We start from the raw sequence: 13,308 nt of genomic DNA, 5'->3' as shown, positions 1-13,308 counted from the left end.
TTCTATAAACTTGCACGAATTATTGTACCATATAATTACTATGCCATTAGTTGCAGATTTTAGTTATTGGAGTTGGTGCGTTGGGAGTTAGTGCTTTGTATGTCAAAAGATTTTTCTCAACAATGCCATCGATTCCGATTATTGCGTGTTGCAAGTCCTGATAAGAATCTGATATGCTTGGTCTCCATAAATGGAGATTTTGAAGCTCTTGATAAGAATCTACAAGCGCGAGAATCTTTATATCCAATAAATAATGATTAACAAGACTTTGTGCAAACGGCAAAAGAGAAAAGTTTCTGTTGTCTATTAGACAAAAGCTAGCACCCAAATGCGCAAACATTACAATGATGAGATTGAGTGGCAAATGGGAATCCTTGCTTGTGGCTAGATTCTGATAGCTTTGGGAGTTTGGATATTGCCTGCTAGTATGGGAAAGTGTAGTGCTATCAAATTCATTAATCATGAATTTTGCTTCTTTGTCTAGCAGCACCATATAGGCGATTTCTTGTTTTTTCAATTCCGCACCAAGCAGAAAATAAGATTCTAACTTTTGATAATTATCAATACGAATGAAAGCATAGGAATCTGCCATGAGAGTTTTACAATCCGCATAATCAGTAATTTCAATAAATTGCTTTGACGTATCTAAGCTACTAAAAATCAGCATGATCCTCCTTTGTGGTTTTGTATCGTATGATTTGCCGTTTGATTCTATATGATTTCAATTTACAGAACATCAAGAACTATTCATAAAATTCAATTTAATAAAAATTTGCACTACGTTTCTAGGTAGAGATTTGATTTGGAATCCAAATATTGAATTTAGGATAGTTATTACTTTAATCGTCTTGCCTGCTAGAGATTACCTTAGAGACTATTTTTTAGAATTGCTGCCCTAAGTCATGAGTATTGCAAAGAAACTGTATTATGAATGTTTAACAGGTAACTTCAATTCTTATTATTTTATTAATATCTTACATTGATGTGCTTAGAAAACAAGTTTATTATTTGATTATATTTCTAATTGTGTATTTTTGTTGAGGATCGCCAATTTGATTGTTAAATAATAAAGCTCCACCAATACCAAGTGCAGAAAATAGTAACACAAACTATCCCAACGAGACTAAGTATAAATCCAAACCTTACCATATCCCACGTTTTGATTCCACCTTGCGAGAACACTATGGCATTTGGCGGTGTGCTAATTGGAATCATAAATGAGAAACTTGCACAAATCGTTACAACAAGCATGAGTAAAATCTTTTCTGTGTCGTTGAGGAATCCTGAAGTTGCCACATTAATGATAGGCAGCAAAATAGCAATAAGTGCAGTTGTAGAAAGGAATCCTGTCGCAATAATTGCCCCTACACATGAGAGTAAAACGATGAGAATAAACGGTAAGTTAGCAAATTGCTGCAAGAATGATTGGAACGCACCGCCGAGCTCTGCTTGTGAAAAAGCCATTGCAATACAGAATCCAGCACCAAACAAGAAAATAATTTCATAAGGTATTGATTTAGAATCATCCCAGTTTAAAAAGCCAATTTTAGGTAGAAACATCATTAAGCCAAATGCAAGCAGAATAATATTTTCATTCCAACCTAAGCCGTCATAGACAGGTCGAATAGGCGAATTAATCAATAAAATCGCAAGCAACAATGCAATAAAACCAAGCAAACGCTTATGTTCCATAGTAATCGTGATAGATTCAAAGATAGAAAGATTTAATTCATGATTTCTTGTATTAAAAGAGAGAATCTTAATCATGGCATAAAGCATAAGCACAGTCAAAGGCGACATCATAAAAATCCAAGTTGTGAAACTGATACCTGATAATCCTTGAGATTCTAGGAATCCCAGATAAATGAGGTTTGGTGGACTTCCAATAGGTGTTGTGATACCACTAATGCTAGCCCCGAATGCGACTGCTAAAAGGAAGCGCGTTTGTAGAAATTTGTCTTGAGTGATAGACATAGCGACAGGCAGCAACAACAATGCTACTGTGGAATTAGAGAGGGCTGTTCCGAGCACGGTAGCAGCGACTCCTAACGCGGCAATGACTCCTTGTGGATTCTTAGGGAATTTGGAGAGGAAAACCTTAGCAATTACGCGGTGCAATCCTATTTTTTCTGTTGCGGTGGCAATCATGAATCCACCAAGAAATAAAAATATAATAGGATTACCGTAGTTAGAGGTTGTACTCTTTGTATCGAGTATTCCAAAACTTGGAAATAAAATAATAGGGAGCAATGAGACAACACCCATAGGCAATGCCTTATTGGTCCATAAGGTTACAAGAAAAGCGATGATTCCAATAAGCGTGGATATTTTAAGAGAAGCGTGTAAGTAGTAGAGAGCAAACAAGTAAACAAGAATACCAGCAATTATGGCAGTACCTAATCCTATAAAGGTCTTGCCCCATTTGATTGTTTGTTGGCTTGTTGCATTCGCCTCCGAATCATGTTGTAGGTTTGTAGCCGTAGAACAAGTTTGCTTTGTCGTGGTTTCATTATTTTCATGATGTTGCTGCATAGAAATCCCTGATGACTTTGGGTTAATTAAATTTTGGATTATACTCAAATTTAATAATCCTAAAGAGGGATTAAGAGCAATTTGTTGCGAAGCTTGGCTTTGTAGAATCCGTGCTTCATGTCCCTTATGCGATATATTGCCATTTAAAGCAATAGTTGCCATCAATGAGTAAAAATCTCTGTCTGTAACTTTTAAAATGTTTCAAGAAACCATAAGTGCAGGACAATATAATATTAAAGTAATAGTTTTCCAATCTTCTAGTAATATTACATTGCTAAAATACTTAAGCAAATGTAAGAATATTTACTTATTTTATATTTAAGAGCCTATCATGAAACTCAATCCTCTCTATATACTCCCTAATTTATTTACAGCAGCTAGTATTTTTATGGGCATAATGGCTATCTTTATGGCGCATAAAGCCTTAATAGCAGATAATCCTAAACATTTTATTTTTGCTTGCTGGTGTATTCTTTTCTCAATGATTTTAGACGGTTTAGATGGACGAGTGGCTAGATTAACCAATACCGCAAGTAAATTCGGCGTAGAATTTGATTCCTTAGCTGATGTTGTTGCTTTTGGTGTAGCTCCTGCGGTCTTATTGTATTTTTATGTCGGGCATGAATATGGTCGATACGGTATCGCGATTAGTGGACTTTTTGTCGTTTTAGGGGCTGTTAGACTTGCAAGATTCAATATTACAACAAATGTTGAAACTAATTCTTTTGTTGGATTACCAATACCTTCCGCGGCAGCTATCATCTGTTTGTGGATTCTAGTAACTGAATATAATGAATTTGCTGTTTTTGGTTTATTTACATTCTTGCGAACGCATTCTTATTTGTTCCTTGTACTTGCTTTTTGTATCGCCCTTCTTATGGTAAGCAATATTCGTTATCCTAGCTTTAAGAAATTCAAATGGAATCTCAAATATTTCATTGTGATTCTTATTCTCTTGGCTCTTGTTATCGCGCAGACTTCGCTTACGCTCTGTGCCGTCTTTAGTCTTTATATGTTGTATGGAGTATTGCGTTGGTTGTTTATTATCGTCTTTAAAATTCTTTTTAGGAAAAAATCAACGACGGTTACATTACTTACTTATGCAGATTCTGTACACGATAAAGATGTGGCGATGACAAACCTTACTTCAGAGAAAGATTCTAACACTCCTAAATCTTGAGGATTCGTTTATGAATACGCATTCTAGCCAGCTTGATTTGGCAAATGATAGTATTTTTAAGCTTTTCCTTAATTATTTTGTTCCCATGCTTTTAGCGATGCTTGCTATGGCAAGTTATTCCACAGTAGATGGAATCTTTGTGGATAAAAAATTGGGTGATGACGCAATGAAAGCAATTGTTGCGGTATGGCCAATCTTTCCTTTGTTTATGGCTTGTTCTCTTATGCTTGGGCTAGGTGCTTCAAGTATGATTAGTTATTATCTTGCAAAGGATAAAAAACAAGTAGCGCGCGCTATTTTTAGTAGTATTTTTTATTTTATTTTTCCTTTGTCCATTGTATTGGGATTATTACTTGGCATATATCCCGAGAAGTTTCTTCTGTGGTTTGCAAAGGGACTCTCTAGTCATGTAGAGCAAATGAGTATAGAATACTTACGAGGCATAGGATATGGGCTTTTTGGAATACTTATACATCCTATTTTAGATATTTGTGTGATTAATGATAAAAGACCACGTTTCGCGATGTTCGCAATGTTTTTAGGGGCAATTAGCAATATTGTTTTGAATTATTTTTTCCTTTTTATCTGGGAATTTGGAATCATAGGCAGTGCTTATGCCACAGTGCTAGGGCATATCATTGGCACATTGGTACTTTTGGTGCATTATATCCCAAGAGAGTCCTTGCTTCAACGGTTAGAAAAATTTAGGGTTCAATGCAGACATTCTCATTTTCAGTGTTTAGTTCCGTTGTTTGAGTTACTTAGAATCTGTCTTGATAAGAAAGGGGATTTGTATTTTATTACAACCTTTCGTTTGCGATATATTCTACGTTCTTGCAAATTTGGCTCTCCGTATGCGCTAAGTGAAGTGAGTGTGGCTTTTATTATGTGGCTGTATAATCGCACATTGCAACGAATTGGCGGTGAAGATGCGCTTGCAGTGTATAGTGCGATTTTGTATTCCGGCTTTGGATTCTTTACTATTTTACTTGCTTTAGCAGAATCTATTCAGCCAATTGCTAGCTTTAATTATGGCTTACGCAATTTTATTCGCTTAAAAAATCTATTGAGATTCTATATTGTCGTGGAAATTGTACTAGCTCTAAGTGTGTATTTGTTGTTTCTTGTATTTCGGGAACAAATCGCTATGGCGTTTTTGCAAGATTCCTTGCTCAAAGCGCAAAGCATAGAGGCTATGAGTGTTTACTTTTCTGGATTTATTTTCCTTGGTGCGAATCTTATTATCGCTCTTTATCTGCAGTCTTTGCAAAGACCTTTGAGTGCGTTTTTTGTAACTATGTCTTATACGCTTATTTTTTTGGCTCTTTTGCTGCCATTTATGGCGGATTATTACGGGTTGCAAGGAGCGTATATTGCTTATCCAATTTCTCAAATTTTTGCTTTACTTGCAAGTATCGTGATTCTTTTTTATGAAATTAAATTTGGTTTATTTCAATATCAAAAGAAGCATTAATTATGCAGATTTCTCTCTCTCGTGCAAGTCTTAAGGTATTGCAAAATGCAAAGAATCTTTTGGCATTTTCTGGCGGAATAGATTCTAGTGCCTTGTTTTTTATCTTGCAAAACCATACAATTCCTTTTGATGTGGCGATAGTTGATTATGCAAAAAGAACACAAAGCAAGCAAGAAGTGGAATATGCAAAGCAGCTTGCAAGAACTTATAAGAAGGCTTGTTATCTTTTGACGTTAGATTATGTCAAGTCTTATGCTCCCTCTGATTCTTATTGTCTTTTAGAATCTTTTAGCCTTGTTGCTAAGTCTGTGGATTGTTATCGGTATAACCTCATCGTGCAGCCTTTAGATTCTAATTTTGAACATCAAGCAAGGAAAATACGTTATGATTTTTTTGCTTTTCTTATTCAGACTTATTCCTATAATAATTTGATTCTAGCGCATCATTTAGATGACAAAATCGAATGGTTTTTTATGCAATTTACTAAAGGATCTGGGCTTAATTCTTTGCTAGGTTTTGTAGAAAAGGAGATTCGATATACTAATAAAACTTCCTATTGCTTACTAAGACCGCTTATTCATGTAAGGAAGCAGGAGTTATTGGCTTATAATCATAGCCATAATATCAATTATTTTATCGATAGTAGCAATACGAATACTCTGCATAAAAGGAATCTTTTTCGCAATTCGTTACAGAATCTCTTTATGCAAGATTGCACACAAGGAATCATTCGATCTTTTACTTATCTACATAACGAAAAAGCAATGTTATATCGTGATTATATCACTTGTGTTGACGGGGATTTACTCTACTGCAAAAGGATAAAGAAACAAAATGCGCAACACGTCTTAGCACAAGAAATTTATGCTATTGATATTATGGCAAAGAGACTTGGCTATATTATGAGTGCTAAACAAAAAGCACAAGTACAGACAATACTCTATCCGCATGGCTGTGCGGATTCGCTGACTATGGCTGTCAAAAATCATTGCAAAGATTGCGTCATTGGAGGGAAGATTGTTGTAGGAATTAATGAAGAATTATTATTTGTTGGTATTTGGATGGCTAGCAAAATGAGTGGAAATAATAGAGACAATTGCACAACTATACCGATAGAATCTCCTAATATCCAAGTGGCTTTTTTGCTCGAAGATTCTGATTTGGATACTAGGAGATTCTCTATACCCAAAAAACAGAGAGAAATATATCGTAAGGCTCGTATCCCCAAAAGAATACGACAAATTATGTATCGCAATAGTTTGCTATAAGCTATTTACCACGTACCTCAACTGTCTTGCTTGAATATATGAGAATATTGAAATATTTATAATCAACAGATTGGATTTGCTTTAATCCTCCATTTTCTGCTGCTTTACCTATGGTACATTTACCAAAGCTCACTGGTATAAAAAATATACTTCGACAAGCCGCTTTACTTTGCTTCACCTGGCGCAATTTCTACATTGCTGATAAGACCGGGACCTACGAACACCCACTTAATAGTAGTATGACACAGCCACCAATAATTAACAAACACTTTCTAAGTAGAGACATGATTTTCCTTTTATAATGACTTAGACTTTTGGTCTGCCCAATATTAAAAAAAAAAAAACGTGTCAATATTGTTTAATAAGTATTTTTGATAATTAAATTTTAGTTTTATAAAATTGCGATTATTTACAATAGAATCAAGCGTTAATTTGTATTAATGAAAACATAATACACTTTGCTATCAATAAAGGATTCTCATGCAAAGAGCTTTGATAGCAACTCTATTTTTTGGTTTAATTGTTGTACTATATACCCTTACAAATGCAAAGGCAGATTCTGCTGCTTCCATAATGCAGCAACAAGCACAATTAGAATCGGTAATGCCAAATAACATACAAGACTTGGAGAAAGATATGAACGGATATAAGGAAATTTACCTTGCTGGCGGTTGTTTCTGGGGCGTGGAAAAATATTTTGCACTCATAAAAGGGGTTATTTCTACTGATGTGGGCTATGCGAATGGTACAACACAGAATCCAAGCTATGAAGATGTACTTTATCGTCAAACGAATCATGCGGAAACTGTGCATATTGTCTATGATCCAAAAATCATTAGTTTGTCTTTTTTGCTTGATATGTATTATAAGATTATCGATCCGACTTCAGTGAATAAGCAAGGTAACGATAGAGGAACACAGTATCGCACAGGAATCTATTATGCTGATCCAGAAGATGAGGCAATTGCTAGAGATTCGCTAAAGAAATTAGCAAATGAATATAATGGTAAGAAAATTGCCATAGAATTACTACCAATAACCAACTATTATAAAGCAGAAGAATACCATCAGAAGTACCTCGATAAGAATCCAAATGGTTATTGTCATATTGGTAAGGATAAGTTTAATAATGCAAGTAAGGCTTTTGATAGAAGGCTTGTAGATAACCTTGCAGTGAAGAATAAAACGTTGCATGGTAGTCAAACCTCTTATGTATCTATCCATGTTGAATCACCACAAAATTACCGCGCGTTAAATGATAGTGAGTTGCGAGAAAGGCTCACTGATATGCAATATAATGTAACGCAAAGAAATGCGACAGAGCCTGCCTTTAGAAATGAATATTGGGATAATCATGCGAAAGGAATCTATGTAGATATAACCACTGGTGAGCCTTTATTTTCTTCGCGTGATAAGTTTGATTCGGGTTCGGGGTGGCCCAGCTTTACTAAGCCTATTAATGGTACGAATTTGAAAGAAAATGTTGATAGAAGTTACGGCATGACGAGGACAGAAGTACGTAGTGAGATAGGAAACGCCCATTTAGGTCATTTATTTAATGATGGTCCAAAAGATAAAGGTGGCTTAAGATATTGTATTAATAGCGCGTCATTACGGTTTATTCCGAAAGAAGATATGGAAAAAGAAGGCTATGGACATTTATTGTATTTGGTAGATTAATAGTCTTATGGGAATTTGCAGATGCAATAATAAGTGTCATATTTCAATGTATTACATATTAATGCAGATAGTTTATGAATTTATTCCATATACGAAGATAAATCTTTAAGATTCATAGCCAACAAATTCAGATTTGTTATTCATATTGCTTTGATGAAGCTGCATTAAGTTAGTGTATGAATTATAAGTTTTGCGTTATTGATATTGTGCGCAATATAAATCCCAATACTACTAAGAGAAATAGATAGAGATTTATACATAATAGACACGAATACATATAGATACGAAGAGGAGTTTACAAGGAATGCTACAAAAGCTTATAAATCTTAGTAAGAGTAGACGTAGTAACTGCTTAACTCCAATGAATCTTGTTGCATATTAATGAAAGAATTTGCAACTGAGATTCAGATGATAAGTTATTATTATCTACTGAATAAATTTAGCATGCAAAATTATAATCTGCCTTCTTTGTATGATATTCAGTGTAATTTCTTTTGTTCTGTTTTAGCTTTGCTTGAAATCTCACTATCACGATAGACGTTTGTGTCATTGATATGTAAGATTTACGCATAAATTAGAATTTATAGATATAGCTTGTCAAGGCTGCTATTACTGCTCCTGTTGTTCGAGCGTTGCCTATGTAGAAACTAAATCCACCCTTAACACCAAATTCAACTTGATGATGATCGTTTATATTGGTGCGAATACCAAGGTTAAGCCCAGCCGTGATACCAGTGGAATTGCCTCCAGTGGAATTTGAGAATGCTCTGCCAACTAATGCTCCTGTAAAAAATCCCATGAAAAGCCCACTGCTAAATTGTTCTTCGCTAACCCAGTTTACGAGATAATCCGCATTTATATCAGCTAGGATATACAAATCGTTACCTATATTGTTTCCTGTAGCACTAGGATAAAATCCATAAGCACCTACACCAGAAAGATAGAATCTTATACCATTTATTTCGGAGAAGAATGCTTGATAGCCTAACTTTATTCCCGCAGAAAGTGCTGTGCTGCCCGTTGCACCACCTCCATTGTCCGCATTGATTGCAGCCGCACCACCAGCACTAATACCTAGGAAAAAGCCATTATCTTCGGCATACGCATTTCCAGCTAATGCGCCAATTAACGTCATACTCAACAATATTTTTTTCATTAAATGCTCCAATATAAATATTAAATTGTAATTTTCAATAGGTTAAAACTACGTTTGTATTATAACGTATGTCAACATAATTTCATTTGTAACATTCAGATTTTTAAAAATCTGAATGGATTCTATAACAAAAGTAACACAAAAGACTGCTATTACTGCACGTAAAATGAGAATTGAGTATAAAATAGGTATCAAAATCAAGTTAATTGACACTAAGAGTAAAATCTAGTGAACATTTTATAAATCCCCGTGTTTATTATACATATTCAGGTAGTAGTATCTCAAGCGAAGAGGGGACATTGCCAGCGGTTGTTAGTTCCTGCGCTTCTTCAACACTTAGTAATTTTTCATTTGGCTGCTGTTGCTGATTAGCTTGCTGTTGGTTTTCATTATTTTCGTGCGAACTAAAATTCAAATCAAGATTATTGAATCCTATTTGCATAAGATTTTGTCGTAAATCTTGTGCATTTTGCACAAACATTGTCATTACATTGGCGTTTGATGTGATAGAGACTTGTAGATCTTTTCCTTTTTTAGCAATACTTAAAGAGACTTGCCCCAAACTTGCAGGGTTTAGTTCCACATTAATTTTTGTAATTGGAGGCTTATAGTTTAAGATTTCTTCTCTAAATTGCGATGCGAAGTTTCTTATTGCCTCTTTTGCTAAGGCACTTTTCATAGTAACTTCCTGTTTTGCTTGCAAGTTACCTGCTTCTACTTTGGAATCTATTTTTTCTTTTGATTTCTCTTCAACTTTTGTAGATTCCTTAGCAAGATTCATTTCTTTTTCTTTCTCTGATTGCATGGAATCTGCTTTAAGATTCTGTGTTAGCACCTCATCAAATGCCTTATTTGTATCAAACTCAAATGGAGATGTTTTTTCATGAATCAATTCAGTTGATGATTGTGCTTGTTGTATGGGATTCAACGGATTTGTTTGCACTGGAGAATCTATTTTATTTGTCATATTTTTTAGAGATATTTGTGCTAAAGCTTTTGCCTTTGCCTTACTCAAATCAACTAAATCACCCAAGTCTTCGTCGCCTGTAATTTCATGTAACTTCTCTAAAAATTCATTTTGTCTTTCTTCATTGCGTAGTATGGATTCTATGATATTTTTTGGCTGCTGCGTATTGCGTTGAATGATTGCAGACTTATCACCATTGCTTATTTTAAACTCTAATTTTTCCGCTTCATTCATTGCCTTTCTTTTCGCATTCGCAGCAGAATCATAATGATTGAGAAGTTCGGCGAGCAACTGCGCTTTTTTCTGTTCTGGACTTTCTAGTCCCGTAGGGGATTGGAGAGATTGAGAGATGGATTGAGCGAGTGCTACCCCTTTGTTTTGTAGGGAATTGCTTAATTTTTCTCTATTTTCTTCCAAGTCTCCTTTATCGAATAATTTTTCTGGATTGATCTTGGTTTGTTTGCCATTTTGCGTAATTTCTATTTGTTGGAGATTTAGATTTTTTGCTTCAGCTTCTTTTTTGATGTCATTGAGTGTTTTATCTGGCTTGATTTTTTGCTTGTCTTGAGATTCTGTAGATTCTATGGAAGATTTAGGTAGCTTATCTGCCACTTTAGTATTTGTTGTTGCTTTTTTGGTAAGGATTGGTTGGTTATTTTCTAGTGAAGTGTCGTCTAGCTCATTGATGTCTTGATCATCAGTCAGTATTTTTGTAAGAGGAGAATCTTTTGGCTTTTGAGATTGTTGAGTATCTTTAGCTTTAATGGCGACGGTAGCCGCATTGTTTTGAGGTGATACAAGAGAGCCTGTGCTTGTCTGTTTGTTGGGTCGCTCTTTTGTTTGTTCTTCATCTTTTTGAGTTGGTGTTGGAGTATTATCCGCTTCATGAAGAGCTTGTGCAAATGTAGAATCTGTGTGATTCTCATCTGCTTCAGATTCATGTTGTAGGGTAGGATTTATTCCTGTGGGCTTTATTTCGGTATTTATTTCTGCAACCATTTATCCTTTCCTTTAGTAAGCCAATGTAATATTTTAGTAATAAAGAGCAAAAAACATTCCTTTTATTCAAGAGATTCAATAATGCTTTGCGAATCTCCTTCATATATATATTGAAATTGTGTTTTGTTAAATGTTTTTTGTCGTTTTGCGAGTTGTTTTGTGTGAATATTAATAAGGGCTTCTAGTTCTTGTTTATTGATTTTACCTTGTAAGAAAGCGAGACATTCTTTTAGTCCTATTGATTTGAAGGGTTGAATATCTATTCCATAGGAATTTATAAGCATTTGTGCCTCATCAATAATTCCTTCTTGTAACATGGCACTAGTCCTTGCTTCTATACGTTTGTGCAATAGGGCTTTATTTATAAGAAGTTGATAGCAAGTGATAGGAAGTGGAAAGGGCTTAGGAGGATTATTTGCAAAAAAATCGCTAGGACATTGTCTACTTAAGGCAAATATTTCTAAAGCACGCGAGATTCTATATGAATCTGTGCGTTGAATCTTGCGTGCATATTCAGAATCTATTGTGCATAAAAATCGATATTGTTCCGCAAGAGATTGGGTAGATAGTTCGTTGAGTAGAGCATTTCCGCTGCTATCTCCATGGGGTTTGGGGCTTAATCCATTAATAATAGACTTAAGATAAAAGCTAGAGCCGCCTACGATAAGCAACGTCTTATCGTCTTGCTTGCAACTTTCTACGGCTTCATAGAGTAAGTCAAGAAAGATTCCAACATTTACTTTAGAATCTGGTTTGAGAATATCAAGTGCAAAATGCTTTATATGTTTACGTTCTTCTTCTTTTGGTTTTGCGGATGCAATATAAATTTCTTTATAGATGCTTAGTGAGTCAAGTGAAAAGATGGAAGCGTTTATTTTTTCTGCTATTTGTATTGCAAGAGAACTTTTGCCGCTGCAAGTAGCACCTATAATGGCTATGATTTTAGGATATTGTTTAGTAGATGAGGAGAGGTTGTTACTAGGAATATGGGAGTGTAGTTTCATAATGTGTTTGTTTGGGTTAAAAAAAGATTTCTTCTTCGTCAATTTCTATAATATATTGCCCGTTGTAATAGAATTTTTCAGAATTGCTCCCTAGCCATTTTTTTTCACTTTGATTTTCTGATTTTAAATAAACTATTTGAGGTAGGATATTGTATTGTCTTACATGGTTGGAACAGAGCTGTAAAACATTATCACCATTCTCTGGGAAACAATACACACCGAATCCTCCAATGGGTTGGAAATTTTTATCTAATATTAACATAATTATTCCTTTCAGTAAAATGCAGTATTGTAGCTTAAGCAAGTAAATTTCATAAACTTTTAAATTCAATAGAAATATCTTTTGATAATTCTTATTGTATGTTTATTATTCTGCGATAAGGCAGTATTTCATGGTGTTTCATGAGATTCTTGTATAGATAAATATGTATACAAGAGAGCATAATCTTGTATGATAATTTTCCCTTTATTTGTACTAATTAATCCTTTGTTTTTGTAAGACTTAATAAGACGAGAGAGAGATTCTGGATTGGTATTGAGATGTTGAGCGATATGTTTTTGTGTGAGTGTGGGAAGAATATTTTGGTGTGTATTGAGAAAGTGTAAAAAACGTGTTTGCAAATTTTGATTCTGTGTAGTGATATAAGATTCTAAAATACGAATTTTTTGGCAGAGCGAAGTAATAAAAAGCAGACAAAATTCACTATTTTGTAGGTGTTTTTTAAATGCTTGCAAGGTAATACTTATAATTTCACTTTGCTCTACACATTGCGCATTTGCTGGATAGTGCGATTCCATAAAAAACGGCATTTCAGCAATAAAATTGGGCGCACAGAGCGTGTGTATCGTGTATTCTTTATAGCGAGTTTCTTTGTTATATATTTCCGTTTTACTTCTATAAAGTCGAACTTTACCACGCAATAAAAGAAAAAGCCGTTCTGCCTTTTCATTCTCAAAAAACACTATTGCATTTGCATTATATGTTGTTTTATGTCCGATCTGCGTTAATGATTCTAAGAGTTGTTGCATAATTTGCCTTCTTAGTAAT

At 34.6% G+C, this 13,308-nt stretch carries 11 protein-coding genes and 1 pseudogene; 4 read left to right on the top strand and 8 right to left on the bottom strand.

The annotated features are described in order from the left end of the window. Nucleotides 1–46: 46 nt before the first annotated feature. Together CQA66_RS00555 and CQA66_RS00550 are read right to left on the bottom strand one after the other, a co-directional pair. On the bottom strand, nucleotides 47–667 hold the full coding sequence (locus CQA66_RS00555; RefSeq protein WP_104762542.1) for a hypothetical protein: 621 nt from the start codon (nucleotides 665–667) through the stop codon (nucleotides 47–49). A gap of 392 nt (nucleotides 668–1,059) precedes the next feature. Next, entirely contained in the window at nucleotides 1,060–2,532 is a 1,473-nt protein-coding gene (locus CQA66_RS00550; RefSeq protein WP_104762667.1) for an SLC13 family permease, read from the bottom strand. Nucleotides 2,533–2,863: 331 nt separating this feature from the next. Here CQA66_RS00550 and pssA point away from each other — a divergent pair. The 3 genes and pseudogenes from pssA to tilS form a co-directional block, all read left to right on the top strand. After that, a pseudogene (pssA, locus tag CQA66_RS00545) lies at nucleotides 2,864–3,613 on the top strand (CDP-diacylglycerol--serine O-phosphatidyltransferase); the annotation flags it as partial. Between the two features lie 109 nt (nucleotides 3,614–3,722). Then, nucleotides 3,723–5,186 (top strand): MATE family efflux transporter, encoded by a 1,464-nt coding sequence (locus CQA66_RS00540; protein ID WP_199770424.1) that lies wholly within the window; start codon nucleotides 3,723–3,725, stop codon nucleotides 5,184–5,186. Between the two features lie 2 nt (nucleotides 5,187–5,188). After that, on the top strand, nucleotides 5,189–6,454 hold the full coding sequence (tilS, locus tag CQA66_RS00535; RefSeq protein WP_104762540.1) for a tRNA lysidine(34) synthetase TilS: 1,266 nt from the start codon (nucleotides 5,189–5,191) through the stop codon (nucleotides 6,452–6,454). A 1-nt stretch (nucleotide 6,455) separates the two neighbouring features. Here the strand turns inward: tilS and CQA66_RS00530 are convergent, their stop codons facing one another. Beyond that, nucleotides 6,456–6,632, bottom strand: coding sequence for a TRL domain-containing protein (locus CQA66_RS00530; RefSeq protein WP_158656997.1), 177 nt, complete (start codon nucleotides 6,630–6,632; stop codon nucleotides 6,456–6,458). Between the two features lie 302 nt (nucleotides 6,633–6,934). On the opposite strand from CQA66_RS00530, the gene msrB reads away from it, so the two are divergent. After that, the gene (gene msrB / locus CQA66_RS00525; protein ID WP_233707678.1) at nucleotides 6,935–8,134 is read left to right on the top strand and encodes a peptide-methionine (R)-S-oxide reductase MsrB; all 1,200 of its coding nucleotides are present in this window, start codon (nucleotides 6,935–6,937) and stop codon (nucleotides 8,132–8,134) included. 574 nt (nucleotides 8,135–8,708) lie between these two features. Here msrB and CQA66_RS00520 read toward each other — a convergent pair. From CQA66_RS00520 to CQA66_RS00500, 5 genes are all read right to left on the bottom strand, one after another. Beyond that, the gene (locus CQA66_RS00520; protein ID WP_104762538.1) at nucleotides 8,709–9,290 is read right to left on the bottom strand and encodes an outer membrane beta-barrel protein; all 582 of its coding nucleotides are present in this window, start codon (nucleotides 9,288–9,290) and stop codon (nucleotides 8,709–8,711) included. A 256-nt stretch (nucleotides 9,291–9,546) separates the two neighbouring features. Beyond that, nucleotides 9,547–11,256, bottom strand: a complete 1,710-nt coding sequence (gene fliK, locus CQA66_RS00515; protein WP_104762537.1) for a flagellar hook-length control protein FliK — start codon at nucleotides 11,254–11,256, stop codon at nucleotides 9,547–9,549. 62 nt (nucleotides 11,257–11,318) lie between these two features. Continuing rightward, on the bottom strand, nucleotides 11,319–12,260 hold the full coding sequence (miaA, locus tag CQA66_RS00510; RefSeq protein WP_104762536.1) for a tRNA (adenosine(37)-N6)-dimethylallyltransferase MiaA: 942 nt from the start codon (nucleotides 12,258–12,260) through the stop codon (nucleotides 11,319–11,321). Nucleotides 12,261–12,276: 16 nt separating this feature from the next. After that, on the bottom strand, nucleotides 12,277–12,522 hold the full coding sequence (locus CQA66_RS00505; protein ID WP_104762535.1) for a hypothetical protein: 246 nt from the start codon (nucleotides 12,520–12,522) through the stop codon (nucleotides 12,277–12,279). Nucleotides 12,523–12,650: 128 nt separating this feature from the next. Continuing rightward, nucleotides 12,651–13,289: a Crp/Fnr family transcriptional regulator gene (locus CQA66_RS00500; RefSeq protein ID WP_104762534.1), complete on the bottom strand. Its 639-nt coding sequence runs from the start codon at nucleotides 13,287–13,289 to the stop codon at nucleotides 12,651–12,653. Nucleotides 13,290–13,308: the final 19 nt, after the last annotated feature.

This window comes from Helicobacter aurati (assembly GCF_003364265.1).
Lineage (GTDB): Bacteria > Campylobacterota > Campylobacteria > Campylobacterales > Helicobacteraceae > Helicobacter_A > Helicobacter_A aurati.
The sequence above is the reverse complement of the archived record's forward strand: the minus strand, read 5'-3'. Positions and strand labels throughout refer to the sequence as shown.